General features: G+C 69.2%; 22 protein-coding genes. 10 read left to right on the forward strand and 12 right to left on the reverse strand.

Annotated elements, in window-relative coordinates; translation table 11 throughout:
* Positions 1-12: 12 nt before the first annotated feature.
* From ABFX45_RS29475 to ABFX45_RS29505, 7 genes are all read right to left on the reverse strand, one after another.
* The gene (locus tag ABFX45_RS29475; protein ID WP_346133411.1) at positions 13-903 is read right to left on the reverse strand and encodes a MerR family transcriptional regulator; all 891 of its coding nucleotides are present in this window, start codon (positions 901-903) and stop codon (positions 13-15) included.
* Positions 904-994: 91 nt separating this feature from the next.
* Positions 995-2,611: a serine/threonine-protein kinase gene (locus ABFX45_RS29480; protein ID WP_346133413.1), complete on the reverse strand. Its 1,617-nt coding sequence runs from the start codon at positions 2,609-2,611 to the stop codon at positions 995-997.
* Between the two features lie 119 nt (positions 2,612-2,730).
* Positions 2,731-4,053, reverse strand: coding sequence for a serine/threonine-protein kinase (locus tag ABFX45_RS29485; RefSeq protein ID WP_346133415.1), 1,323 nt, complete (start codon positions 4,051-4,053; stop codon positions 2,731-2,733).
* 146 nt (positions 4,054-4,199) lie between these two features.
* Positions 4,200-5,063, reverse strand: a complete 864-nt coding sequence (locus ABFX45_RS29490; protein WP_346133417.1) for a hypothetical protein — start codon at positions 5,061-5,063, stop codon at positions 4,200-4,202.
* Positions 5,064-5,229: 166 nt separating this feature from the next.
* A complete protein-coding gene (locus ABFX45_RS29495; protein ID WP_109639036.1) occupies positions 5,230-6,045 on the reverse strand; it encodes a hypothetical protein in 816 nt (271 codons plus the stop codon).
* A gap of 172 nt (positions 6,046-6,217) precedes the next feature.
* A complete protein-coding gene (locus ABFX45_RS29500; RefSeq protein WP_109639037.1) occupies positions 6,218-7,087 on the reverse strand; it encodes a hypothetical protein in 870 nt (289 codons plus the stop codon).
* 121 nt (positions 7,088-7,208) lie between these two features.
* Positions 7,209-7,535 (reverse strand): hypothetical protein, encoded by a 327-nt coding sequence (locus ABFX45_RS29505; protein ID WP_109639038.1) that lies wholly within the window; start codon positions 7,533-7,535, stop codon positions 7,209-7,211.
* 70 nt (positions 7,536-7,605) lie between these two features.
* Between ABFX45_RS29505 and ABFX45_RS29510 the strand changes: the two genes are divergently transcribed.
* Entirely contained in the window at positions 7,606-8,658 is a 1,053-nt protein-coding gene (locus ABFX45_RS29510; RefSeq protein ID WP_346133462.1) for an arginase family protein, read from the forward strand.
* A gap of 18 nt (positions 8,659-8,676) precedes the next feature.
* Here ABFX45_RS29510 and ABFX45_RS29515 read toward each other — a convergent pair whose 3' ends face one another.
* Positions 8,677-9,102 carry a chorismate mutase gene (locus ABFX45_RS29515; protein ID WP_346133464.1) on the reverse strand — a complete coding sequence of 142 codons (426 nt, stop codon included), beginning with the start codon at positions 9,100-9,102 and terminating at the stop codon, positions 8,677-8,679.
* Positions 9,103-9,247: 145 nt separating this feature from the next.
* Here ABFX45_RS29515 and pcrA point away from each other — a divergent pair, with 145 nt between their 5' ends.
* On the forward strand, positions 9,248-11,560 hold the full coding sequence (pcrA, locus tag ABFX45_RS29520) for a DNA helicase PcrA (RefSeq protein WP_346133420.1): 2,313 nt from the start codon (positions 9,248-9,250) through the stop codon (positions 11,558-11,560).
* A gap of 785 nt (positions 11,561-12,345) precedes the next feature.
* Complete coding sequence (locus ABFX45_RS29525; protein ID WP_146231699.1) at positions 12,346-12,585, forward strand: hypothetical protein; 240 nt, start codon at positions 12,346-12,348, stop codon at positions 12,583-12,585.
* Positions 12,586-12,793: 208 nt separating this feature from the next.
* Here the strand turns inward: ABFX45_RS29525 and ABFX45_RS29530 are convergent, their stop codons facing one another.
* Together ABFX45_RS29530 and ABFX45_RS29535 are read right to left on the reverse strand one after the other, a co-directional pair.
* A complete protein-coding gene (locus ABFX45_RS29530) occupies positions 12,794-13,582 on the reverse strand; it encodes a M23 family metallopeptidase (RefSeq protein WP_109639041.1) in 789 nt (262 codons plus the stop codon).
* Between the two features lie 208 nt (positions 13,583-13,790).
* Positions 13,791-14,771, reverse strand: coding sequence for an esterase/lipase family protein (locus ABFX45_RS29535; protein ID WP_346133422.1), 981 nt, complete (start codon positions 14,769-14,771; stop codon positions 13,791-13,793).
* Positions 14,772-14,906: 135 nt separating this feature from the next.
* Between ABFX45_RS29535 and ABFX45_RS29540 the strand changes: the two genes are divergently transcribed.
* From ABFX45_RS29540 to purH, 7 genes are all read left to right on the forward strand, one after another.
* Positions 14,907-16,586 (forward strand): hypothetical protein, encoded by a 1,680-nt coding sequence (locus tag ABFX45_RS29540; RefSeq protein WP_346133424.1) that lies wholly within the window; start codon positions 14,907-14,909, stop codon positions 16,584-16,586.
* Positions 16,587-16,794: 208 nt separating this feature from the next.
* On the forward strand, positions 16,795-17,961 hold the full coding sequence (gene sucC / locus ABFX45_RS29545; protein ID WP_109639043.1) for an ADP-forming succinate--CoA ligase subunit beta: 1,167 nt from the start codon (positions 16,795-16,797) through the stop codon (positions 17,959-17,961).
* Between the two features lie 5 nt (positions 17,962-17,966).
* A complete protein-coding gene (sucD, locus tag ABFX45_RS29550) occupies positions 17,967-18,854 on the forward strand; it encodes a succinate--CoA ligase subunit alpha (protein WP_109639044.1) in 888 nt (295 codons plus the stop codon).
* Between the two features lie 156 nt (positions 18,855-19,010).
* A complete protein-coding gene (locus ABFX45_RS29555; protein ID WP_109639045.1) occupies positions 19,011-19,709 on the forward strand; it encodes a DUF5336 domain-containing protein in 699 nt (232 codons plus the stop codon).
* Positions 19,710-19,829: 120 nt separating this feature from the next.
* Entirely contained in the window at positions 19,830-21,386 is a 1,557-nt protein-coding gene (locus ABFX45_RS29560; RefSeq protein ID WP_346133427.1) for a cell division protein PerM, read from the forward strand.
* 55 nt (positions 21,387-21,441) lie between these two features.
* Positions 21,442-22,059: a phosphoribosylglycinamide formyltransferase gene (purN, locus tag ABFX45_RS29565; RefSeq protein WP_109639046.1), complete on the forward strand. Its 618-nt coding sequence runs from the start codon at positions 21,442-21,444 to the stop codon at positions 22,057-22,059.
* The gene (purH, locus tag ABFX45_RS29570; RefSeq protein WP_346133429.1) at positions 22,056-23,639 is read left to right on the forward strand and encodes a bifunctional phosphoribosylaminoimidazolecarboxamide formyltransferase/IMP cyclohydrolase; all 1,584 of its coding nucleotides are present in this window, start codon (positions 22,056-22,058) and stop codon (positions 23,637-23,639) included. The genes purN and purH overlap by 4 nt, the downstream gene beginning before the upstream one ends.
* Positions 23,640-23,678: 39 nt before the next feature.
* Here the strand turns inward: purH and ABFX45_RS29575 are convergent, their stop codons facing one another.
* Both ABFX45_RS29575 and ABFX45_RS29580 read right to left on the reverse strand, forming a co-directional pair.
* A complete protein-coding gene (locus ABFX45_RS29575) occupies positions 23,679-24,377 on the reverse strand; it encodes a hypothetical protein (RefSeq protein WP_346133430.1) in 699 nt (232 codons plus the stop codon).
* Entirely contained in the window at positions 24,374-24,694 is a 321-nt protein-coding gene (locus tag ABFX45_RS29580; protein ID WP_346133432.1) for a hypothetical protein, read from the reverse strand. Before ABFX45_RS29580 ends, ABFX45_RS29575 begins: the two co-directional genes overlap by 4 nt.
* Positions 24,695-24,792: the final 98 nt, after the last annotated feature.

The raw sequence follows: 24,792 nt of genomic DNA on the forward strand, positions 1-24,792 counted from the left end.
CTCAGAACACCCCTAGGGCGTGTTCTGGGCAGCGGGTGAGTCCTGGGCGGACAGCTCTGCAGCCAGTTCCATGCAGCGCAGGCGGGCCGGGGAAAAGTCGTAGGGCATCTTGCCGATGGCTTCGAACGCGCTCATGGAGCCGGCCTCCCGTCTGCCAGAACCGTCATCGGCGGTAGCAGGGTGCAAAGCGTCCCAGGCGTCGAAGAGTGCATCGTCGGCCTCATCCGCGCCGGACTCCTCGATGACGGCGTGCAGGGCGTTTTCGAAGGCGTGCCGCTCGACGGCCACTTGAGCTACCCGTGGATCATCGACGGCGACGCTGTCGTCGAGTGCCTCCTCGGCGGCATCGATGCGGTCGGATTCCTCCCGCAGAGCGGGATGCGTGGCCAGGACGACGAAGCGGGTGGCCTGGACGGCCGCGCCGAGCGGACCGAAGATCCGCTCGGTGACCAGCAGAGTGTCCAGGTCCGCCTGACGCAGGGAGCCTTCCGGCAGGCTCTTGAGGCGTTCGGTGACGAAGTCGGAGAGCAGGCCCATCCGGCTGCCTTCGGTGCGCATCCGCTGCACGGCGGTCCGTTGCCGCCGCAGTTCCGCTTCCTGCTCGGCGAGGGTGTCCTCCAACCGCTCCAGGATGCCCGCGACACCGTCTCCGCTGTCCGCACCGGCGGTGGTGAAGGCGTCACGGATGTCGTCCAGGGCGATCCCGGCGTCGGCCATCTTGCGAATCCACAGCAGGCGGATCATGTCCTCGTACCCGTAGCGGCGGCGGTCATCACCGCCCCGCTCGGGCTCGGGGAGCAGGCCGATCTCGTGGTAATGGCGAACCGCCCGCGGCGTGGTGCCGGCGAAGGCCGCCGCGTCACCGATCTTGACCTGACGGGGTGGCATGAAGGACGAATGCACGAGCAGGGACCTTCCCTAAAGGCATCGGGACGTGAGTCCACTGGACCACATGCCGCTACGGAAGGTGCAACCCCGTAGACACCGCCCCGGCCTAGACCCCGCCGAGCGACTTGTCGCTGTGCAGCAGGAAGTTCGGGCTGGCCCACTGGAACGAGATACCGCGCCGTTCCGTGGTCGTGCCGCCGCTCTTCTTGGTGTACTCGACGTCGACTTCCCAGTAGAAGCCTTCTTTTTCGGTCGCGTTGAGGACCTTGGCTTCCTTGATCCCCGACCAGAAGGTCTGGAATCCGCTGTAACCACCGGGGTAGCTGCCCTGGAAGTTGGCGTTGCCGAACTTCCAGGCTTCTTCCGGCGAGCTCGGCGCGGTGCTGAAGTAGTCGTTCAGGAAGCCGCGCATGTCCTCGGGGCCCGGCTGGGTCGTCCACTGACCAGCCTTGCCCGATGACTTGGGCGGCGTCGACGGCTTCGAGGTGTCCTGCGTCTGCTGGACCTTCGTGTTGCCGCCGGCCTGGTCGTTGCCGGGGGTCTTGTTGTCGTTGTTCGAGATCATGCTCGCGAACATGATGCCGATCACCGCCGCCGCCACGATGGCGAGCGCCGTGTAGACGGTCGACTTCTTGCTCTTCGCCGACGACAGCGGCGTCTGCTTCGGGCGCTGCGAGTACTGGGGCGCGGCTGCCGGGCGGTGGTTCGACGGCGGCTGCTGCGAGGGCACGGCGCGCGGGGGCGTGTGCAGGTCCACACGGGTCGCTGCGGGGTGAGGCGGTTGCTGGGGCGTGAGCGCCCGCGTGGCGGCCTGTTGCTGCGGCTGCTGCTGCACCGGGGCACCACGCCACGACGGCGGGTGCGTCGGGGCGACCACGGCCGGGGTGAAGGCGGGAGCGGCCTGGCCGTTCGCGACGGCTGCGAGCGCGTCGCGGGCCTCCGCCATGGTCGGGCGGTCTTCCGGCTCCGCGCGCAGCAGGCGCATCAGCAGCGCGGTCAGCGGGCCGGCGTTGCGCGGCGGGTTGACCTTGCCGGAGGCGACCTTGTGCAGCAGCGCGATGGTGTTCTCGCTCAGGCCGAACGGCGGCTCGCCCTCGATCGCGGCGTACAGCGTCGAGCCGAGCGAGAAGACGTCCGACGGCGAGCCGGGGTCGTAGCCCTTGGCGACCTCAGGAGCGAGGTAGGCAGGGGTGCCGGCGAGCATGCCCGTCGCGGTGACGGTGACGTCACCGGTCGCGCGGGAGATGCCGAAGTCGGTGATCTTGACCGTGCCGTCGTCGCCGAGCAGCACGTTGCCGGGCTTGATGTCGCGGTGCACGATGCCCGCGTTGTGCGCGGCGGCCAGCGCGGAGGCGACCTGCATGCCGATCGAGGCCACGTCACGCGGCGGGAGCGTGCCGCGCTCCGAGAGCACCGCGGAGAGGCTCTTGGACGGCAGGTACTCCATCACGAGCCACGGCTGGCCGTCGTCCTCGGCCACGTCGTAGACAGCGACCGCGTGCGGGTGCTGCAGGCGTGCCGCGATGCGGCCCTCCCGCATGGCCCGTCTCTTCGCCTCGTCCGTGTCGGCTTCGGCGAGTCCGGGCTGCAGGAGCAGTTGCTTGACCGCGACGGTGCGGTGCAGACGTTCGTCGTGTGCCGTCCAGACGACGCCCATGGCGCCGCTACCGATCCGCTGGCTCAATCGGTAGCGACCAGCGACCAATCGGCCATCGTCGGTCACAGTTGCTCCCCGCTGTGCGGTCACTTAGCTCTCTGTTCAACGGCTCGTCACACCATCGGGTTCAGATCACCCCAACGGTGCGGGTACCCACCTTACGAGATATCTACGACACGACGCGCTCAGGTGGTCGGCTTGACCACAGGCGGCGTCGTGGTGGTTGTCGTAGTCGTCGTGCTTGACGGCGGCGGCGGCGTTGTAGTCGTCGTCGTTGTAGTCGTCGTGGTGGTCGTAGTTGTAGTCGTCGTAGTGCTAGACGTCGTTTCGCGCGTTGTCGTTGCCTCGGGCGTGGTGGTCGTCACCTCTGCGACAGAAGTTGTCGTCGGTGTCACCTGAGACGACGAGGCCGGAGGCGCGGACGGCGTCTTCTCTTCTTTGTTGAACACGCCCAGTGCGACCATCAGGCCACCGATGACCAGCAACAACGCCAGAACGATCGCCGCGATCACCAGCGGCCGGTTGTCCTGCTGCTTGCCTGCCGCAGGAACCGTCGGCGGTGCGGTGCGAGCAGGTGCGGTGCGGGCCACCGGCACGACCCTGGTGCGGTCGGGCTCCACGACCGTAGTCGGATCAGGACCGATGGGCACAGGCAGGCCGCTGAACGACGGCGAACGCCCGTGCGCTACCGCGTTGAGCAGCTCGCGCGCCTGGGGCATCGTCGGCCGGTCGTCCGGCTCGTAGTTCAGCAGGTACAGCAGCGTGTCGGCGAGCGGGTGGTCGACGGTCGGCGGGTTGATCCGCCCGGCCGCGACGGCGTGCAGAACACCGAGAGTGTTCTCGCTCACTCCATAGGGCGGCTCGCCCTCCATCGCGGCGAACAGCGTCGAACCGAGCGAGTAGACGTCGGAGGCCGGCGTCGGGTCCTGGCCCCGCGCGATCTCCGGCGCGAGGTACGCGGGCGTGCCGGCGATCAGGCCGGTCTTGGTGACCGTGATGTCGTCCGAGGCGCGCGAGATGCCGAAGTCGGTGATCTTGACGACGCCGTTCTCGGCGATCAGGACGTTGCCCGGCTTGATGTCGCGGTGCACGATGCCCGCCGCGTGCGCCGCGGCGAGTGCCGCCGCGCACTGGGCGCCGATGTGGGCGACCTCGATCGGGTCCATCGGCCCGCCCTCGGCCAGCGCGTCGGCGAGGCTGTAGGACGGCAGGTACTCCATGACCAGGCACGGGACGCCGTCTTCCTCGACGACGTCGTACACGGCGATGGCGTTCGGGTGATGCAGCTTGGCGGCGATCCGGCCCTCGCGCATGGCGCGCTGGATGGCCTCGTCCTGCTCGGCCTCGTCCAGGCCGGGCGCGAGGAGCAGCTGCTTGATCGCGACCTCACGGCCGAGGCGTTCGTCGTGGGCGCGCCAGACGATGCCCATCGCGCCGGAGCCGATGCGGTCGAGGAAGCGGTAGCGGTCGGCGACCAGCCGGCCGTCGGTGGCGTCGGACGTCGTCACGCGATCACCTGGCCGCGCGGCGATGGGGAGACTGCGGTGGCAGCAGGTCCCACGCTCGTGCTCCTCGTGCGGTAGTCAGCGGTCGTCCGGATTTGCCCGCACAGGGTACCCCTGCCGTGGGCGGTCGCTGAGCTACCGGTTGTGCCTCAGTTCGCCGGGGCGAAGAAGTCGAAGCCGCCCACGGTGTCGCCAACGGTGTTCAGGACGGGGTCCAGCAGCCCGAGGTCCACGCTGACGTCGACCGGGTTGGACGGCGTGGGCAGCGGGTTCGACGAGCTGGGCGGCGTGCTGCTCGGCGGGTTCGCGGAGGAGCTCGGCGGCGGAGCGGGCGATTCGCTCGACGGCGGCGTGCTCAGGCCCGGCGTGGTCTGCGGCGTGGACGACGGGGGCGTGCTGGCCGGCGGCGCCTCGGGGGTGGGCTGCTGGGTCTGCGGGGTCTGCTGCTTCGGGCGCTGCGGTTGCTGCTGGACGTACGGGGCGACGCGGGTGGTCGGGTTCGTCGTCGGGTCGGCCTGCTCGGGCTGGGCGGCGTCTTCCTGCGGCGTCTTGTTCGACGGCAGCTTCACGACACCCTCGGTGCCGGCGCTCGCGCCGCGGGCCTGGGCGCGCTCGTCGAACCGCACCTCGGCGAGCGGGCGCTCGTCGGTCGGGGACAGCCACGACGAGGCGGCGAAGGCGACCGAACCGCAGAGGACCACGCCACCGCTGGCCGCGGCGGCCAGCTTGCCGACGGTGAACCCGCCGCGCTGCGTGTCGTCGGTGCGCCCCTCGCGGCGCAGCAGCTCCGTGATGTGCAGCTCCTTCATGGGCTGCTTCTTGGGCTTGCTGCCCGGTGCCTTGACCGACTTGAACTTGATCGTCGGCTCGAACGCTTCGGGGGTGATGTCGTCGGTGATCACCGGGAACTCCACGGTCTCCGCCTCGCGGCGGGCGATCAGCTCGGCGACGGACAGCTGGCCGGTCGACTCAGCCGAACCGTTCAGCCGCCGACGATGGTCCTCAATCGACACCGCTCGTTCACCCTTCCAAGTTCGCGTCTGCGCACTGGCGGGAACATGGATACCGAATCGTGACCCGAGATGTAACCCCTTCGGGGGAATTTTCACGATCTGAACTAGGTTTCCGCGACGAGCGGTCACCGTTCGACTGCGAACGGCGATATCAATCGGGTGCGGCCTAGCTCCGTTGCGCCGAAAGGACCTCGGTGCCGATGATCCGCGGCTGGGTCGTGTCGGTCAGCCAGAAGAGCTGTTCGATGCGCAGCCAGCTGCCGTCGAGCTCCTGCATGGAGACGACCGCGAGCACCGATCCGTCCGGCCGGAGCGACGTCTGGTCGACGTTGACGGTCTTGATCATCCCCCAGGACTCGACGAACTCCTTGGGGTTGGCGCCGACCAGGTCGGGCGACAGCAGCTTGGCCGCGGAGTTGGGCTTGGTCGTGAGCAGCTCGTAGAACCGCTTCACCACGTCCACCTGCGGCTGAGGGCCGGTCGAGACCTCGGGAGTGGTCGGTTCCGGCATGTTCAGCAGAAGAGCGGACGGCTGCGGCATCGGGGTGTCGGCGGCGGTCTGCAGCGGCGTGTGCTCGTTCGGAAGCTGGGCCGAGAGGATGTCGGGACGCAACGCGCTCGCGCCGGACAGCGCGACGGGTCGTTCGGAGACCGGGATGCCGTAGTTCGCCGGCCGCTTGCTCGCGAGGATCGCCGCGCCCGCGACGGAGGAGACGAGCACGATCGCGCCGGTCAGCAGGCCGGCGGCCTTGGCAGCACGGCTCCGCCTGATGCGCCGGCGACGGCCGGAGACGACGGGGATCGTGACCGTGGTCGCGGTCATGTTCTCGGTCGGACCGAGCAGTGATGTGACGAGAGCGTCGGTGGCGGCTTCCTCGTTCGACGGGATGCGCATCGGGCTCGGCTGCTGCTTGATCAGCTCTGCCACGCTGATCGAGCCGGCGCGGGTGTGCCTCCGCCCGGTCGTCGCGGGACGCTGCACTGGCCTGGTCCTCCGTACTTTCCGTGGTCACCAGAAGACGTACCGTGGCTACGCGTGACGACGCCAGCATCTTGGTGGACTTCATCCGTCCGTGGCGTTCAGCGGTGCCGGGGATTCGCTCGATGGTGCTACTTACTACGGTCGGTAACTCGGGCCGTGACCTTTAGCCGGTTCAGCCGCCGAGCTTCAACCGTTCACCGTTGATCAGCGGCAGGTCGCCCAGCGTGAAGCTCAGCTCGCGCTTCTCGGTGCTGACCGAGCCGTCCTTCTTCGTCACCTGCAGCAGGCTGACGGTGAGGCCCTTGCTCGGGTCGACGACGATCTCCTTCACCTCGATCAGCGAGATGTCGGCGAGCCGGCCCTCCAGCAACGCGCCGGCGTTCGAGCGCACCGTGTCCGTGGTCATGGCGAGCGCGGTGTCCGCGTTCGTCGTCATCTCCCGGTAGAAGTGCTCGGTCTGCTGGGCGATAGTGGAGCCGTCGACGACCGGCGCGTTCGAGACCGGCACCGTCGTGATCACGGGCGGCACCGGCCCGGACGGCTTGGTGTTGGTGGCCGATCCCCGGCCTCCTGTGCCCGGCTCGCCGCTGACACCAGTGCCCTGCTCGCCGCTGACACCGGTGCCCGGCACTGGAGCACCCCTGCCGGTGTTCGCAGCGGACGGCTTGGTGCCGTTGGTGGCCGACGGGCTCGTGCCGTCGGTGGGCAGCGTGGAGATCAGTGGCACGTCCGAGGGGTAGCCGGGCAGGCCGATCGTCTCGACCTCACCGCCACCGCCGACCAGCTTGGCGGCGGCGACGCTCAGGCCGACCAGCACGAGCACCGACGAGACGACGGCGAACCAGGCCGCGCGCTTCCAGGTGCGCGGCGGCGTGACCGAGGCGGGCACCAGGCCGATGTTGAACTTGCGCAGCCCGTCGGTGTCCTGCAGCGGGTCGATCTGGCGGCCGCGGGGCAGCGGGATGCGGTCGCCACCGACGACGGGGCGCCGTGGTGGCGCGACACCGTCGTCGAGACGATGTTTGCCCGGCTGTACGTCCATCCCCGACACCCCTCTGCGACGCAATCAGCGTAGGGCCGTCCGGAGGTACCGGACCAACCAAAAGGGGGGTTTCAGGACGAGTGACACTCGATTGTGTGAACCGAGCGCCGGGCTCTTGCACTCACCGGGGTGGCAGTTGGGCCTGACCGCTGTTCAGCTGCTTGTGCGTCTTCTGCACGCCGTTGATGGCGACCAGACCGCTGCCGCCCGCGACAAGCGCGCCGACCAGGTCGGCACCGAACGAATCGCCGCCGGTGATGAGCAGGCCGATCGCCGCGCCCGCGGTCGCCAGGATCGCGGTCTTCCAGCGGGTGCGGACGAACTGCGCGACGGGCGCGCCCGCGAGCCCTTTCTTGTTGGCGGCCGAACCGAGCATGGCCAGGTATGCGTCATGCGCCAAGGCGGCGAGCAGGCCTGCGATGGCGATCAGTACGGCGATGATGCCCATGTCTCCAGTGTGCCTCCAGATTTTTCCGGTGGACCATCCGTGATCGCCCTGATATCCGGTTCGGGTGGACATGTTCTGGCACGACGACTGTCTCGAGCACGACGCCGGTGAGGGCCTGTGGGAGCTGCCGGGCTCCTGGCCGTGGCTGGACGTCGCCGAACCGCACCCGGAGAACGCGGCGCGGCTGCGCACGTTCCGGCACGCGTTGACGCACGGTCCGGTGGCTCCGCACCTGAAGTGGCACGAGGGACGCCATGCGTCCGTTGACGAGCTTCTGCGCGTGCACTCCGCCTCGTACGTGGACTCGTTGCGCGTGTCCACGCGTGTGGCGCTGGAAGTGAACACGGTCGTAGGACCCGAGACGTGGGGTGCGGCGTGCGCGGCGGCGGGAACGTCACTGGCGGCACTGGAGTCCGGCGCACCGCTGGCCTACGCGCTCGTACGACCGCCGGGACACCACGCGCAGCCGGGCATGGCGGACGGCTACTGCTTCGTGAACAACGCGGCACTGGTGGCGGAAACCGCGCGGCGCCAAGGAATGCGGGTTGCCGTGCTGGACTGGGACGTGCACCACGGCAACGGCACGCAGGAGGTCTTCTACGACCGTCCGGACGTGCTGACCATCTCGGTGCACATGCGCCACGGCTCGTGGGGCACCAACCACCCGCAGACGGGCGCGCCGTCGGAGGTGGGTGCCGACGGCCGGAACGTGAACATCGAGCTGTCACTGGGCGCGGGCGACACGGCGTACCTGCGCGCGCTCGACGAGATCGCTTTCCCGCTGCTGCGCGAGTTCGCGCCGGACCTGCTGGTGTGCGCGTCCGGGTTCGACGGGTCGGCGTTCGACCCCAACGGCCGGCACAACCTGACGGCCGCCGGCTACCGCGAGATCGGGCGCCGGGTGGCGTCGTTCGGGCCACGCGTCGTGCTCACCCAGGAGGGCGGCTACCTGCGCGGGTACTCCGCGCTGTGCCTGCACTCGCTGGTGGAGGGCCTGCTGCGGCTGCCGGAGCCGTTGCTGGAGGACCCGCTGGCCTACGTGCCGGACGACTCCCAGCTCGTGGACGCGGACTTCGAACGCGTTCGCGCGGCCCTGAGGCCTTTTTGGCCCGGCGTCCTGTGACGCCGGGCCGGAAGCTCCCTACCTGCCGAGCGGGCCGCGGCCCATCTTGAGCAGGATCAGCGCGAGGTCCTTGCCCTCAGGACCGAGCGACTTGTAGCGGTTGAGGACGTCGATCTCGCGGTTGTGCACGATCTTCGTCCCGCCGGCCGCCATCCGCGCCGCACCGATGATCTTGGAAACCTCGACGCGGCGCTGGATGAGCCGCAGTATCTCGGCGTCCAGGTGGTCGATCTCCTGGCGCAGCTCGTCGATGTCGGGTGCGGTAGTGGTGGTGTCCATCTTTGTGACCTCTCGACTCTTCGCGTCCTGGCCCCGGAAGCAACGAAGCCCCGGGGTCCGAGGACTCCGGGGCTTCGTGGTGGCTTTTTCAGCGCTGGACGACCACGGGAGCCGGAGTCCGGATCCCGTAGAAAAACTCGAAGAACGTCGCGCGCACGGATTCAGTGTTGCACAGAACCGGCACCCGTAGCCAAGTCCGCGCGGTGAACGGGCTCACCAGGTGGGAACCGGCACCTCAGCGCACACCTCATCGAACAGATGGTCGGGTGGTACCTGTTTTGTCGGTGCCGCCCGGTACCGTGGATGGACGATGAGCGCCTTGTTCGACTTGCCCTCAAGTCCCCCCGTTTCCCGCGCGGGCCACCTGCTCGACGACCTGAACCCCGCGCAGCGCCGTGCCGTCGAGCACGCCGGCTCACCCCTGCTCGTGGTGGCGGGCGCCGGCTCCGGCAAGACGCGCGTCCTCACCAGGCGGATCGCCTACCTGCTGGCGGAACGCGACGTGCATCCCGGCCAGATCATGGCCATCACGTTCACGAACAAGGCCGCCGCGGAGATGAAGGAGCGCGTCGCCGACATGGTGGGCGCCCGCGCCCGCTCGATGTGGGTGTCGACGTTCCACTCGATGTGCGTCCGCGTCATGCGCCGCGAGGCGAAGACCCTGGGCATGTCGTCGAACTTCTCGATCTACGACAGCGACGACACGCGCCGCCTCATCACGCTCGTCGCGAGGGACCTCGACCTCGACCCGAAGAAGTACGCGGCCCGCACCCTCGCCGTGCACATCTCGAACCTCAAGAACGAGCTCATCGACCCGGAGACCGCCACCGCCCAGGCCACCAACGACCTGGAACGCCGGGTGGCCGAGGTCTACACGGTCTACCAGCGCCGCCTGCGCGAGTCGAACTCGCTCGACTTCGACGACCTCATCATGCGCACCGTCGAACTCCTCCAGACCTTCCCGGACGTGGCCGAGCACTACCGCCGCCGCTTCCGCCACGTCCTGGTGGACGAGTACCAGGACACCAACCACGCCCAGTACACCCTGGTGCGCGAGCTGGTCGGCAAGGCGGGCGGCGAGATCCCCCCGGCCGAACTGTGCGTGGTGGGCGACGCCGACCAGTCGATCTACGCCTTCCGCGGCGCCACGATCCGCAACATCGTGGAGTTCGAGCGCGACTACCCGGACGCCACCACGATCCTGCTGGAGCAGAACTACCGCTCCACCCAGAACATCCTGACCGCCGCCAACGCGGTCATCTCCCGCAACCCGAACCGCCGGGACAAAACCCTCTGGAGCGACCTCGGCGAGGGCGAGAAGATCGTCGGCTACGTGGCCGACAACGAACACGACGAAGCAGCCTTCGTCGCCAACGAGATCGACCGCCTGGTCGACGGCGGAGAGGTCAACAACTCCGAGATCGCCGTCTTCTACCGCACCAACAACCAGTCGCGAGTCTTCGAGGAAATCTTCATCCGCCTGGGCCTCCCCTACCGAGTGGTGGGCGGCGTCCGCTTCTACGAGCGCCGCGAGGTCCGAGACGCCCTCGCCTACCTCCGAACCCTCGCCAACCCGGAAGACACGGTCTCCCTCCGCCGCATCCTCAACGTCCCCAAACGCGGCATCGGCGACCGAGCAGAAGCCTGCGTCGCCGCCTACGCAGAACGCGAGCGCATCAGCTTCGCCGCCGCCCTCCGCGAGGCCGTGCACGACCGAGTCCCCATGCTGAACCCGCGCTCCCGCAACGCAATCGCCGGCTTCGTGGAGCTGATGGACCAGCTGGGCGAGATGGTCGAGCGCGAGGACGACGTGGCCGACATCCTCGAAGCCCTCCTGGAAAGGACCGGCTACCGAGCCGAACTGGAGGCCAGCGAGGACCCCCAGGACCACACGAGGATCGAAAACCTCAACGAGCTGGTCACCGTGGCCCGGGAGTTCACCGAACTGGAACTCCCAGAAGGCGCGGAGCCGGTCCCGTCCCTCCCGGCCTTCCTGGAACGAGTCTCTCTGGTAGCCGACGCCGACTCGATCCCAGACGCCGAATCCGACGGCGTGGTCACCCTGATGACCATCCACACGGCCAAGGGCCTCGAATACCCGGTCGTCTTCTCCACGGGCTGGGAAGACGGCGTCTTCCCCCACATGCGAGCCCTGGGCGACCCAGCCGAACTGGCAGAAGAACGCCGCCTCGCCTACGTGGGCATCACCCGAGCCCAGCGCCGCCTCTACCTCTCCAGGGCCCTGGTCCGCTCAGCCTGGGGCCAGCCCTCAGCCAACCCGGCCTCGCGCTTCCTCGGCGAAATCCCCCAAGAGCTGATCGACTGGCGCCGCGTGGAGCCGTCCCGCTCAGCCCCAGCCGCAGCCACAACCTGGGGCCGCTCAGCCTCAGGCGGCATAGCCTCCCGAGGCCTGACCCGCCCAGCCCCCGGCAAGGCGGGCTGGAAGGACGCCCCGGCCCTCAAGCTGGAGGTGGGCGACCGCGTAACCCACGACAAGTACGGCCTGGGCCGAGTGGTGGCAGTGGACGGCGCGGGGCTGCGAGCAACCGCAACGATCGACTTCGGCGGCTCAGGAACAGTCCGCCTGATGCTGATCGGCAGCGTCCCGATGACCAAGCTCTAACCCCAGTCCTCCCTCTCTCCTTCCCTCTCGCGAAGACGAGCCGAACGCGATGGCGAAGCCGAGCTGCTTTTGCAACGCGGGCTGCCGTGGGGTGGGTCCCGTCACGAGTCGTGCCCGATCGTTGACCCCTCTGGTGTGGCTCGCTCCGGTACGGCTCGTGACGGGGCGCGCCCCACGCAAACGCAACCCACCTACGCAACCGCAAGCCGCCCAACGCAACAGGCGTGCCATCTACCTGCGCGTGGCGCTGGTGGGTCTTTGATCAATTGGCGGGGCCCAGGAAACCCGCGCAACCGCCACATGAGCACCCAACGCGCCCACCTACGGACACCAAACAGGAACACGCCAACCCAACCGGGGGACGACCTACGCACCCCACGCGCTCCCAACAACCCCACCTGACCTGCACCAACCCCAACCGCACAGAAATCTCACAGAAACTCTGAAAAGCAGCGCAACGACGAGCCACCTCGTACGTCTATGTGGGTGTCGCAAGCAGCACAGCCAAGGAACGTTCGGGGCGGTCCAGGGCAAGGAGAGCAGCCTGCTGACAAGGGGAGCGAAGTGACGGCGGGGGCCTAACTTCGCAGCGAGGTGCGGCCGGACCGAACGGGAGAGCGGTCCGGCCGCACTGCAAAACCAGCCCAACCGCATCGGGTGAACACCCAGCTCAAGCCGCTGCAAGGCCCATCGCAGGCCACAGCACCGGCTCAGTCGCCAAAAATTGTCAGACCCCCGGAGCATCATCGACCGCGTGAGGACCAAACCCCGCGGGAGCGCTCCAAATGGATCACGTACTGGCAAGCCTGCTGCGCGAACGCGTGTTCGCAAGTCTCGCCCAGCTGGAATCCCCAACGACAGCAAGGCTGATCGCAGCCTGGCGCACCCTGCTGTCTCTCCACGAACCAACCGACACCGGCGCCTGCAAGGCCTGCGGCCCCCGATGGCGAAAACACATGTGCTCAGTCTGGCGAGTGGCAACGGCTTACTTCATCAGCCACGAGATCCGCCACGGCGACGCCTGAACCAGCTCGCCACAGCGGCGCCTGGAAACCCGAGCCGCTACAGCGCCCCTCGAGTCCCGTTACAGCCACCCGACACCGTCGTCGACAGCGACTGGTGAGGCTCCTGGGCCTCCTGAGGCGCCGAACAGCCTCCAGCCGTCCAGGACCGGCGGACACGACACGCCAACCCGCGAGAAAGCTACTGAGCCGTAGTTCAGCAGATCCCGAATCAGACGGTGACGCCGCGAGCGTTCAACCAGGTAAGAGGGTTGACCTTCTGCCCACCGGGGTTCCACACCTCGAAGTGCAGGTGAGGTCCGGTGGAGAACCCGCGGTTACCCATCCGGGCGATCTGCTGACCGGCCTTGACCTGCTGTCCTTCGCGAACGTTGGACGAGTCGATGTGGCCGTAGACGGTGATGGTGCCGTCGGCGTGCTGGACGCGGACCCAGAGGCCGAAGCCGGAAGCGGGGCCGGACTCGATCACGACGCCGTCGGCGACGGAGAGGATCGGGGTGCCGATGGGGCCGGCGATGTCGATGCCGAGGTGCATGGTGCCCCAGCGGCCGCCGTAGCCGGAGGTGAAGTCACCGGCGGCGGGGCGGAAGAACTTCGGACGCTTCTTCTCGGCCTCCGCGGCCTCGCGCTGCGCGGTCATCTGCTGGCTGCGCAGCATCTTCGCAGCTTCGGCGGAGCCTTCGGAGGTGGTCTTGGAGACCGCGAGGATCTGCGGGGCGGAGGCGGTGTCGCCGCCCATGCCGTCGAACGTGGCTGCGCCGTCCGCGTGGTTCGTGAGCTGGACGTCCTTGCTGTCGTCCGCAGCGGCCTGCAGGGTCTGACCTGCGCCTGCTGCGGCGAAAGCACCTACTGCGACGGCGGCGACGACGATTCGTCCGCGAAGCGCCGACGGTGGCGGGGGGAGCCGGTGGGAGCTGACCGTGCGCGTGGAGGCGCGGTCGACCGCCTCGTCAAGCGCAGCACTGCGTTCATGGCCGCCGGGGGAGCGGTGGTGACTCAAAGCTTGCCCTTCCGCCTTCGGGGAGCCTGATCTGTGGACTGCCGGGCGGGGGATTCCCGGGGAGCCAGATTTCGGGGTTCTGACTCGGTGTCCTTCTGTGATCAGACCGTGACAACGGACCGGGGGACAGTAACGGCGGGGAGCCTCGGAGGGCAAACCCCAGTTCGTTATGTCGTCCGAACAGGCGGCAACCAGGAGGTTTCAACTGTCAACTGTGACCGTCGGTCACTTCAGGCGGCCGACACGCCTCGCCGCCAGCGGCGATGGGGTGACCCGCAGAGTCATCCGATCGGGTGATGGCCGTCACAACTACGTGAAGAGTCCTCGTGTCAACCGGCAAAGAAAGGTGACCTGAATCACGTATCTGGTGCTCCTCGACGAGTAATGAGGAGTGCTCCAGCCGGGCGTTGCGCTGAGGGATGATGATCTGATCCATCTCCGACCACACGACGACGAAGCGCGTGCGGCACGGCCGGCACGGCTCGGCGAGTTCGGAGAGGAGCTCGGAACCGGGGCGCAGCTGCTTGGTCAGCGGCGTCGGCAGCAGATAGGCGGCGAGCGTGCCGCTGTGCGGCGTTCCGAGTGTTACGAGAGTGCGAACGCGTGAGTCGCCGTGCAGCCGTTGTACGTAGTACCTGGCGATGAGACCGCCGAGCGAATGGCCGACGACATGCACCTGATCCGCGCCGGTCTGTTCGCAGATCCGCTCGATGTGCGCTCCGAGGAGGGCGGCCGACCGGCGGACATCCCCCGTCAACGCCGTCAGCACGCTGTAGTTGACGGCGTGCACCACCCCGAAGCCCCGCCTTCGCAGCGCCCCCGACAGCACCGCGAAGGCGGAGCGGTTGTCCCCGATGCCGTGCACCAACACGATCGGGGTGCCCGCCGCGTCCATCGCCGAAACCATCAGCCCGCGCTGGCGGGGTGGCAGGCCGTCGGTGCGGTAGTGCCGGAACTGGCCGTCCGTGCGCAGCTGTTCGGTGATCGCGCCCCAGGGGTAGAGCACGGCGTGGGCCGTCAACCAGGCCGTTTCCATCGCGACGCCGCGCATTCCGCCGGGGGTGGCCATGGCGCGCAACGCGACCTTGACCTCTTCGGCGACGTCCCGTGCGGTGTGCGCACCCCAGACGGCCCGATCGAGAACGGCGTCAGTCAGACGCGTCATCCACGACCGGCCGGTGTCGCTCATATGAGCGACGGTAAGTGATGAACTCACCGGCAAGGAGTATCCGGCGCATCTTTTCCACATGCGAACGAATTTCGTCTCAACTGGTGTAGAGCGGTGACACGGAACCCACCACGGGTCTTGCTAGGTTCGCCCGCGATGACTCGAACCCAGCTCGAGAACCAGACCCCGGCCGCCGCTCGGCTGCGCACCTCGTGGGCGCTCGCCGCGGCGGGCGGTCTCCTCCTCGCCGTCGGCCCGCTGCTCGGCGTGGTCGACGGTGCGGAGCCCGCCTACACGTCGTGGCCGCTGCTCGCTCTGCTGGCGCTGTTGCCGCCGGTCGTCGCGGGCGTGCTCCTGATGCGCGGCAGGCCGTTCGTGGCGGCGGGGCTGATCGCCGCGGTGGGCGTGTTCGCCTTCGGCCGGCTGCTGAGCGACCTCCAGCTGGTGTTCGCCCCGATGTCCGTGGCGCGGCCGGAGCTGTTCCGGCCGACGACCCTCATCGCGGTCACCCCGTCAGCCGGGTTGTGGGTGCTGCTGGCCGGGCACGTGCTGGTGATCGCGGGTGGCCTGCTGGCAGCCGGTCGCGCCGGCATGCCCGCGGACGAGTCCGAGCCCGCCGGCCTCGTGGCGCTGCACGTGATCACCGCCGCCTGGGCGACCGTCGGCCTGCTGGGCAAGCCGTTCACCTCGTCGGACCCCTTCCAGCTCGACCGCGGGCCGTGGGACTTGCCGGTGCTGGGGCTGACCGGCGGGCTGCTGGTGGCGCTCGCCGCGCCGCTCGCCACCGCGCTCGCGGCCAGTTCGCCCGACCCGGACACCCGTCAGGGCGGGGTGCTCGGTGTGTCGCTCGCCCTGCTCGGCGTCGTGCTGCCGTGGCTGGTGGCGGGCACGGTCGTCTCCGGTCTGGGCATCTCGGCGGGACCGGTGCTCGCGTTGCTGGCCGCGCTGGTACTGCCGGCCCTGCCGCTGCTCGCCAGGCTGGTGCGGCTGCTGCGCGGCAAGCGCGACGACACGCGCGACCTCGCACTGCCGTCGATCCGCCGCATGCACACGGCATCAGGTCTGCTCAGCGTGATCGCCGCCGTCTTCATGCTCATCGGCGCGGTCGTGCCGCAGCTCGAGCTCACGACGGGTGGCGAGGCTCCGGAGCTGGCGTCCGCGAAGCTCCTCTGGCCTGCCGGTCTCGCGTTCGGCGTGCTCGGTCTGGCGCTGCTCGTGCCGTCCATCGCCGCTGCGGTGCGCCCGGCTCTGTTCCTCGGCTATTTCGCGATGCAGCTCGCCGCCGCGGGCGCGACCCAGCCCGTGGTGGCCGCCAGCCAGGCGGGTATCGCGCAGCCAGGTGCAGGCTTCTGGCTGATGGTCGCCGAGTTCCCGCTCGGCCTGCTCGCGTTGATCTGCGCGGGCCTCGCCGGCGCCGTCGAACGGGAGAACACCGAACCGGGAAGGCGGCAGGAGCTGCCGATGACCGAGCTCGGCGCGGTCCTGCTGGCAGGGCTCTTCGCGGCGGGTGCCTTCGCGCTGCCGACCGTGCGCTCCGCCGGCTACGCGGCTCCGACGCTGGTGCCGGACGCCGATCCCGCGGTGTCGTGGGCGCTGCTCATTTCTCTCGTCTTCTTGGGCATCGGGCTCGTGGTGGCACTGCGGTCGAGGCCCGCTCGCGGAGCCGCGGTGCTCGCGGGCGCGGTGCTGTTGGTCGGCGTGCGCGCGCTGGAGCTGCCGCTGACCGGCGACCGCGTCGAGGGTGCCGTGGCCGGGCCCGGCACGTGGCTGGCGCTGGCGTCCGTGACCGCATTGGTCGTCGCGGCGGGCTTGATGGGTGCTCGCGCGACGCGCTAAACGTGGCGCCGCGCACGCTTTCTCCTCTATACGCGCGCGCACGCGTGATCGACCTCACCGCCGTTGAGACCGACCTCACCGGTGGTGGCGTGCGAGCGGTAGCCGCAGCTCGATAGTGTCTGGGCCCAGCCGCGTCAAGTGGGTTCGCTTGGCCCCTTGAGGACCACCCAGGCGCGGTGTTCCGACACCGACGTCGCAGGAGACCCGAGTGGACCTGTACGAGTACCAGGCGAAGGACCTCTTCGCCGCCCACGGCGTCCCGGTACTGCCGGGCGATGTGGCCACCAACCCCGCTGACGCCAAGGCCATCGCCGCGAAGTTCGGCCAGGCTGTTGTCGTCAAGGCCCAGGTCAAGACCGGCGGCCGCGGCAAGGCCGGTGGTGTGAAGCTCGCTTCCACCCCCGAGGAGACCGAGGAGAAGGCGACCGCCATCCTCGGCCTGGACATCAAGGGGCACATCGTTCACCGCGTGCTGGTGACGCCCGCCTCCGACATCGCCGAGGAGTACTACTTCTCCTTCCTGCTCGACCGTGCCAACCGCACCTTCCTCGCCATGGCGAGCGTTGAGGGCGGCATGGACATCGAGGAGGTCGCGGCCACCAAGCCCGAGGCCCTCGCGAAGATCCACATCGACGCCATCAAGGGTGTCGACGCGGCCAAGGCCAAGGAGATCGCCGACGCGGCGAACTTCCCGGCCGAGGTCAAGGACCAGGTCATCGACGTGATCGTCAAGCTGTGGGAGACCTTCGTCGCGGAGGACGCCACGCTCGTCGAGGTCAACCCGCTGGTCCGCGACCCGCAGGACAAGATCGTCGCGCTCGACGGCAAGGTCACGCTCGACGAGAACGCCGACTTCCGCCACCCGGCCCACGCCGAGCTGGTCGACAAGCAGGCTGAGAACCCGCTCGAGGCGAAGGCCAAGGAGAAGGGCCTCAACTACGTCAAGCTCGACGGCGAGGTCGGCATCATCGGCAACGGCGCCGGTCTCGTGATGTCCACTTTGGACGTCGTGGCGTACGCCGGTGAGCAGTACGGCGTGAAGCCCGCGAACTTCCTCGACATCGGCGGTGGCGCGTCCGCCGAGGTCATGGCGAACGGCCTGGACGTCATCCTCCACGACGAGGCCGTCCGCTCGGTGTTCGTCAACGTCTTCGGTGGCATCACCGCGTGCGACGCCGTCGCCAACGGCATCGTGAAGGCGCTGGAAATCCTCGGCGACGAGGCCACCAAGCCGCTCGTCGTCCGTCTCGACGGCAACAACGTGGAGGAGGGCCGCCGCATTCTCGCCGAGGCCAACCACCCGCTGGTGACCGTTGTCGACACGATGGACAACGCGGCCGCGAAGGCCGCCGAGCTCGCGGCTGCGGGGGTCTGAGAACGATGGCTATCTTCCTCAACGAGAACAGCAAGGTCATCGTCCAGGGCATGACCGGTGCCGAGGGCACCAAGCACACCAAGCGCATGCTCGCGTCCGGCACGAACATCGTCGGTGGCGTGAACCCGCGCAAGGCGGGCGAGAAGGTCGACTTCGACGGCACCGTCCTCCCGGTCTTCGGCACCGTCAAGGAGGCCATGGAGGCCACCGGCGCGAACGTGACCGTGATCTTCGTCCCGCCGGCCTTCTCGAAGGCCGCCGTGGTCGAGGCGATCGACGCCGAGATCGAGCTGGCCGTCGTCATCACCGAGGGCATCCCGGTGCACGACACCGCCTACTTCTGGGCGCACGCCGTCGCGACCGGCAACAAGACCCGCATCATCGGCCCGAACTGCCCCGGCATCATCAGCCCCGGCAAGTCGAACGCCGGCATCATCCCCGCGAACATCGCGGGCAGCGGCAAGATCGGTCTGGTGTCGAAGTCCGGCACGCTGACCTACCAGATGATGTACGAGCTGCGGGACTTCGGCTTCTCCACCGCGATCGGCATCGGTGGCGACCCGATCATCGGCACCACGCACATCGACGCGCTCGAGGCCTTCCAGGCCGACGACGAGACCGTCGCGATCGTGATGATCGGTGAGATCGGCGGCGACGCCGAGGAGCGCGCCGCGGCGTACATCAAGGAGAACGTGACCAAGCCGGTCGTCGGCTACGTCGCGGGCTTCACCGCCCCCGAGGGCAAGACCATGGGCCACGCCGGCGCCATCGTCTCCGGCTCGGCGGGCACCGCGCAGGCGAAGAAGGAGGCCCTCGAGGCCGCCGGCGTCAAGGTCGGCAAGACGCCGTCCGAGACCGCCGCGCTGATGCGCGAGATCATGCAGAACCTCTGATCACGTGGTTTGAGCAACCCCAGGGCCGGATTCCGGAGTACTTTCGGAGTCCGGCCCTCGCTCGTCTGGCGGAACCGGCATGATCCGGTCATCGTCTGAGCAAAGCATCGGCTAGCGTCGTCCGACGCAACCCTGGTTGGAGGAGGAGACCTCGACATGTCCGTGCCTTACGGCGCACCCCAACAGCAGCCGCCGGGTCCGGCACAGCACCAGGCACCGCATCAGGCCCCTGGCGCCCCCGGCGCCAACAACATCAACCTGGGCTTGATCCTCCCGCTGGTCGCGGCGGGTCTCGGCCTCGTCGCGTACCTCGTCGCGTTCGCCGACGACGTGAGCGGCAACGTCACGTACCTGCTCGCCGCGGGCATGCTCGCCGGTCTCTCGGTGCTGCCGAGCGTTCCGAAGGGCTTCGTCCCGGTCGGTGCGGTACTGGCCGCTGTGCAGACGCTGCTGCAGCTGCAGGGCATCATCAAGTCGCCGTCGGTGCAGGGACTCGACATCGTCCTGCTCATCGTCGCGCTGCTCGAGACCGCGGCGATCGTGCTGGCCTTCCTGCTCGCGGAGGGCATCGTCAAGTTCGAGCCGAAGCCCGCGAACCCGTACGGCGGCCAGCCGGGCCAGCCCGGTGGCTGGAACCCGCAGTCGGGTGCCTTCCCGCAGCAGGGGCAGCACCCGCAGCAGCACGCTCCCCAGCAGCAGGCGCCGCAGCAGTTCGGTCAGCAGCAGTTCGGTCAGCAGCCGCAGCAGCCCGCCCAGCCGGGGCAGCCGCCGCAGCAGACCAGCTTCATGCCGCAGCCGGGCCAGTTCGGCTCGCCGGGCACGCCGCCCGGTGGCTTCGGAGGACCGCAGCAGTAAGGTCCGCAACACCGTTCGACTTCAGGGGTGGTGCCGGTGCTTCCGGCACCACCCCTGTCGTATGCCCCGGCGTGCCTCACTCGAACGGCCCAGCCGGCCTGACACAGTGGAGAAGTGCCCGTGCTGCAACGCGATGTGACCCGTGAGGTCGCCACCGTGCGCCCACCGGAGTTCTCGCGCTCCGAACGCATGCGCGTGCTCGTCGCGGCCGCGGTCGGTTCGGTGGTCGTCGGGTACGCCGCCGTCGCCGCGCTGCTCGCACTGATCTCCGCGACGGCCACGTACGCGGAGTTCTCCACCGCGGGGGTGCTGAGCGCCGCCGCACCCGCGTGGCTGGCCGCGCATCACGTGCCGTTGCGCTTCGACGCGGGACAGCTCGGGGTGCTGCCGCTGCTGCCCACCGCGTTGCTGATGCTGCTCATCGGCCGCACCGCCGCTGGCACGGCCGACCGGCTCGGCCTCTACGAACCACTTCAGGCGCGCGGTGTCGTGCTGAGCATCTCCGGCGCGCACGCCGTCGTGGGCGGCACGATCGCGTTGCTCATGGGCGAGGGCGTCGTGCGCGCCACCCCCGCTGTCGCGTTCTTCGGCTGTGCCGCCGTGTCCGGTCTCGCCGCCACGATCGGTGTCGCCCGCCGCTGCGGCCTGGTCGAGATGGTGTTCGACAAGCTCGACCCGGTGGCGCTGCACGGCATCCGAGCCGGGTTCATGGCGTTGTTCGCGCTGGTCAGCGTTGGCTCGCTCGCGGTGGCGGCAGGGCTCGCGGCCTCGTGGCCGCGGACCAGCGAACTCTTCGCGGGAGCCGGTCCGTCGCTCGGCGTCGGGCTCGGCGTGTTCCTGCTGTGCGTCGGGTACCTCCCGAACGCGATCATCGCCGGTTTCTCGTACGTCGCGGGTGCCGGGTTCTCGCTGGGCGGGGTCGAGGTCACGCCGATGCGGTTCGTCGGCGGTCCGGTGCCTCCGGTGCCGCTGCTGGCGGCGATGCCGGAGAACCAGTTCGTGTGGAGCCCGGTCGTGCTGGTGGGAGCCGCGCTGATCGGCGTGCTGGTCGGCTGGACCTGCCGCAAGGTCTCCGACCGGCCGAGCTCGCGTTTCCGGGCGGTGCTGGTCGCCGCGATCACCGCGGCCGTGGGCAGCCTCGTGCTCGCCGCGACGGCCGGTGGGCGGCTGGCCTCCGGCGCGTTCGACCCCGTGACGGTGCCGGCGGGTCTGCTCGCGTTGCTGGTCGCGTTGTGGGTGCTGGTGCCGGGCGCGCTGGTGGCCTGGCTCGCCGGATCGCGCGACAAGGCCGTCGCCGAGGCCGGTGACGCCGAGTTCGCCGAGGCGGGCTTCGACGGCGACGCGGCTGCCGACTCCGACGTCGTGTTCGAGGACGACGAGCTCACGGACCAGTTCGAGCAGCTCGAAGTCGTCGACGAGGACGAGTTCGCGGTCGACGACGACCTCGAGGACGACGACTACTACGACGAAGACGAGTACTACGAGGAAGAAGAGCCCGAGGACGTCGTCGACGACGAAGAGGGCGCCGACGAGGAAGACCTTGAGCCCGAAGAGGAAGACGACGCCGAACCACCCGCTGAAGAGGACGCCGCAGAGGACGACGACTTCGACGCGGAGTTCGACGAGACGCTCGGCATGGAGCCCGACGAGGACCTGGACGGCAAGCCGGAACGGTGACGTCATAGGCTGCCCCTGAGCTGCTGCAACACCGCCGCACGACCAGGAGTAGACGCTGAGCACCGAACTTCGGCTTCCCACACCGGCGCGCGTCGTCGTACTCGTCTCCGGTTCCGGAACCCTCATGCAGGCGTTGCTGGACGCCGACCTCCCGATCGAGGTGGTCGCGGTCGGCGCCGACCGCGAGAACATCGAAGGTCTCAAGCGCGCCGAACGCGCCGGGGTGCCGCACTTCGCCGTGAAGCTGCGCGACCACGCCGACCGTGCCGCGTGGGACGTCGCGCTGACCGAGGCGGTCGCGTCGTACGAGCCCGACCTGGTGGTGTCCGCCGGCTTCATGAAGATCATCGGCCCGGAGTTCCTCGCGCGCTTCGGCGGCCGAATGATCAACACACATCCCGCGCTGCTGCCCGCGTTCCCCGGCGCCCACGGCGTGCGGGACGCCCTGGACTACGGCGTGCACGTCACCGGATCGACCGTGCACCTGGTCGACGCGGGCGTGGACACCGGGCCGATCCTCGCGCAGGAGGCCGTTGTCGTCGAACCCGGCGACACCGAGGAGACCCTGCACGAACGCATCAAGGTCGTCGAACGCCGGCTGCTCGTCGAGACGGTCGGCAGGCTGGCCCGCGAGGGCTGCACCGTGAACGGACGAAAGGTGAGCATTCCGTGACGACTCCTGGGACCACTCAGGCCGAGAGGCGACCGGTCCGCCGGGCCCTGATCGGGGTCTCCGACAAGGCCGGCCTGCTGGAACTGGCCACCGGCCTGCACGCGGCCGGGGTCGAGATCGTGTCCACCGGCGGCACCGCGAAGGTGCTCGCCGACGCGGGCGTCCCGGTGACGCCGGTCGAGCAGGTGACCGGGTTCCCCGAGTGCCTCGACGGCCGCGTCAAGACGCTGCACCCGCGCGTGCACGCCGGTCTGCTCGCGGACCTGCGCAAGGACTCGCACGTCGAGCAGCTGCGTGAGATGGACATCGCGCCGTTCGACCTGCTGGTCGTGAACCTGTACCCGTTCACGCAGACCGTCGCGTCCGGCGCGAGCCCCGACGAGTGCGTCGAGCAGATCGACATCGGCGGTCCCGCGATGGTGCGTGCGTCGGCGAAGAACCACGCGAACGTCGCGGTCGTCGTCGACCCGGCGCGCTACGACTGGGTGCTGGAGAACGTCCGCGAGGGCGGCTTCACGATGGCCGACCGTCAGCGCCTGGCCGCCGACGCGTTCCGGCACACCGCGACCTACGACGTCGCCGTGGCTTCCTGGATCGGCAACGTGCTGGCGCCGGACGACGAGGGCTCCGGCTTCCCCGGCTGGGTCGGCGCGACCTGGAACCGCTCGAACGTGCTGCGCTACGGCGAGAACCCGCACCAGCACGCCGCGATCTACACGCAGGGCGACGGCCGCGTGGGCCTGGCGTCGGCGAAGCAGTTGCACGGCAAGGAGATGTCGTACAACAACTACCTCGACGGCGACGCCGCGTGGCGTGCCGCGTGGGACCACGAGCGTCCGTGCGTCGCGATCATCAAGCACGCCAACCCGTGCGGCATCGCGGTGTCCGACGTGAGCATCGCGGACGCGCACCGCAAGGCGCACGAGTGCGACCCGGTCAGCGCCTTCGGCGGCATCATCGCGGCCAACCGCGAGGTCACCGTGGAGATGGCCGAGTTCGTCTCGGAGATCTTCACCGAGGTGATCATCGCTCCGTCCTATGCGGACGGTGCGGTGGAGGTGTTGCAGCGCAAGAAGAACGTGCGCATCCTCGTCGCCGAGGCACCCCAGCGCGGCGGTGCCGAGATGCGTCCGGTGTCCGGCGGCCTGCTCCTGCAGCAGCGCGACGCCATCGACGCCACCGGTGACTCGCCAGCGAACTGGACGCTCGCGTGCGGCAAGCCCGCGGACGAGAAGACGCTGGCGGACCTGGAGTTCGCGTGGCGTGCCATCCGCGCCGTGAAGTCGAACGCGATCCTGCTGGCGGACAACGGCGCCACCGTCGGCGTCGGCATGGGCCAGGTCAACCGGGTCGACTCGTCGCACCTCGCGGTGAAGCGCGCGGGTGAGCGGGCCAAGGGCGCCGTCGCGGCCTCGGACGCGTTCTTCCCGTTCCCGGACGGCCTCGAGGTGCTGCTGGAGGCCGGCGTGCGTGCGGTCGTGCAGCCCGGCGGCTCGGTGCGCGACCCCGAGGTGATCGCGAAGGCAGAGGAAGCCGGCATCACGCTGTACCTGACGGGCACGCGCCACTTCGCTCACTGATGTTTCGATGGGCCGCCTGGTTCGCCGGGCGGCCCTTCGTCACACCTCGGCGAGCAACGCCTCCGCAACACCCCGCGCGGCGGCCTCGAACTCCGCGACGTCCGGCCGCTTGTTGCCGAACATCCCCGAGTCCCAGCCGGTGTGTTCGACCTCGACGACGGTGTCGCCCTTGCGCACGATGATGTCGAGCTGCAGGAACGCGGACTTGCCGTCCACCAGCACGGCCGTGGCCTCGTCGCCGAGCCCGTCGAGCGGGCGTTCGTTGATCGTGCCCTGGTTGTTCTGCTTCGACTGCGACACGCGCCGCTCGTACTCCCCGGCGGCGTCACCCACGACGACGTACGCGTCGGTGTTGCGCAGCCCGGACCCGTCCACACCCTTGGTCTGGTCCCACGCGCACGACGTCTGCGTGCCGTCCGCGACCTTGCGCTCCTTCGACATCGCGGGGTTGCCGTTCGTGGTGCGTGCCTTGGCCAGCGCCGCCTGCGGGACGTCCGCGCAGACGCCCGGCATCGTGCCACCGCGCTTGGGACTGCCGCCGTCCGCGTTCGCGCCGAGGTAGAGGAACCCGAAGGTGCCCGCGACGGCGAGCAGCACGACGCCGGCGATGATCCCGACGATCAGCGGCGCCTTGCTCTTGCCGGGCGGCTGCGGAGGACCCCAGCCGGGCGGGGGCTGCTGCCAGCCCTGCTGCGGCGGCATCTGCTGCTGCCAGCCGTGTGGTGGTGACTGGTTCACAGCTCCCCCAGCACGTCGTCGACCACTGTCTTCGCGGCCGCCTCCTGCTCGGCGACGTCCGGGTTGCTGCGGGAGAACAGGCCGGCGTCCCAGCCCCGGTACTCGACGCCGATGACGTCGTCGCCCTTGCGGACGACCCAGTGGAGATCCTGGTAACCGCCGCTGCGGGGAATGACGACGACCGCTGCCTGGTCTCCCACGCCGTCGACGTTCTTGGTCGAGGCCGCGGTGTTGGAGTGGACTGCCTGCAGACCCAGTTCGAAGCTCTTCTCGCCGTAGTCCTGGGTCTGCTGGATCTTGACCGTCAGCGTCCGCATCCCGGAGCCGTCGCGACCCTCGGTCTGGTCCCAGGAACACGCCGTGAGCGTCGAGTCGCTGTTCTTCTGCTCGAAGTGTCGGTGGCCAGTTTGGATTC

This window comes from Lentzea roselyniae (assembly GCF_039537795.1).
Taxonomy (GTDB): domain Bacteria; phylum Actinomycetota; class Actinomycetes; order Mycobacteriales; family Pseudonocardiaceae; genus Lentzea; species Lentzea atacamensis.

Coding starts and splice junctions, on each gene's coding strand:
- ABFX45_RS29555 (WP_109639045.1), top strand. CDS start 19,011: ATGTCCGTGCCTTACGGCGCACCCCAACAGCAGCCGCCGGGTCCGGCA.
- ABFX45_RS29540 (WP_346133424.1), top strand. CDS start 14,907: ATGACTCGAACCCAGCTCGAGAACCAGACCCCGGCCGCCGCTCGGCTG.
- ABFX45_RS29580 (WP_346133432.1), bottom strand. CDS start 24,694: ATGCGGACGCTGACGGTCAAGATCCAGCAGACCCAGGACTACGGCGAG.
- ABFX45_RS29525 (WP_146231699.1), top strand. CDS start 12,346: ATGGATCACGTACTGGCAAGCCTGCTGCGCGAACGCGTGTTCGCAAGT.
- ABFX45_RS29500 (WP_109639037.1), bottom strand. CDS start 7,087: ATGGACGTACAGCCGGGCAAACATCGTCTCGACGACGGTGTCGCGCCA.
- pcrA (WP_346133420.1), top strand. CDS start 9,248: ATGAGCGCCTTGTTCGACTTGCCCTCAAGTCCCCCCGTTTCCCGCGCG.
- ABFX45_RS29535 (WP_346133422.1), bottom strand. CDS start 14,771: ATGAGCGACACCGGCCGGTCGTGGATGACGCGTCTGACTGACGCCGTT.
- sucD (WP_109639044.1), top strand. CDS start 17,967: ATGGCTATCTTCCTCAACGAGAACAGCAAGGTCATCGTCCAGGGCATG.
- ABFX45_RS29505 (WP_109639038.1), bottom strand. CDS start 7,535: ATGGGCATCATCGCCGTACTGATCGCCATCGCAGGCCTGCTCGCCGCC.
- ABFX45_RS29510 (WP_346133462.1), top strand. CDS start 7,606: ATGTTCTGGCACGACGACTGTCTCGAGCACGACGCCGGTGAGGGCCTG.